General features: G+C 61.2%; 1 protein-coding gene. It reads right to left on the bottom strand.

What is annotated here, in order from left to right; translation table 11 throughout:
• Positions 1-240: amino acid permease (locus J5M73_RS31710; RefSeq protein WP_207817061.1), on the bottom strand; the 240-nt coding region annotated here is incomplete at both ends.

Raw genomic sequence — 240 nt, 5'->3', positions numbered from 1 at the left:
CCAGCTTGAAGGCGAACAGGGCAATCAGCACGAACAGCAGCAGCGGCACTACTTTGGCCACCGTGGTCACCAGGTTGATGAAGGCCGCTTCCTTGATCCCGCGCAGCACCAGGAAGTGCACGGCCCACAGCAGCAATGACGCACAACCGATGGCCACCGGGGTATTGCCCTGGCCGAACACCGGAAAGAAATAGCCCAGGGTGCTGAACAGCAGGACGAAGTAGCCGACGTTGCCCAGCC

Source organism: Pseudomonas sp. 50_B, from assembly GCF_017491625.1.
Lineage (GTDB): Bacteria > Pseudomonadota > Gammaproteobacteria > Pseudomonadales > Pseudomonadaceae > Aquipseudomonas > Aquipseudomonas danubii.
This window is presented reverse-complemented; position numbering and strand designations above follow the sequence as displayed.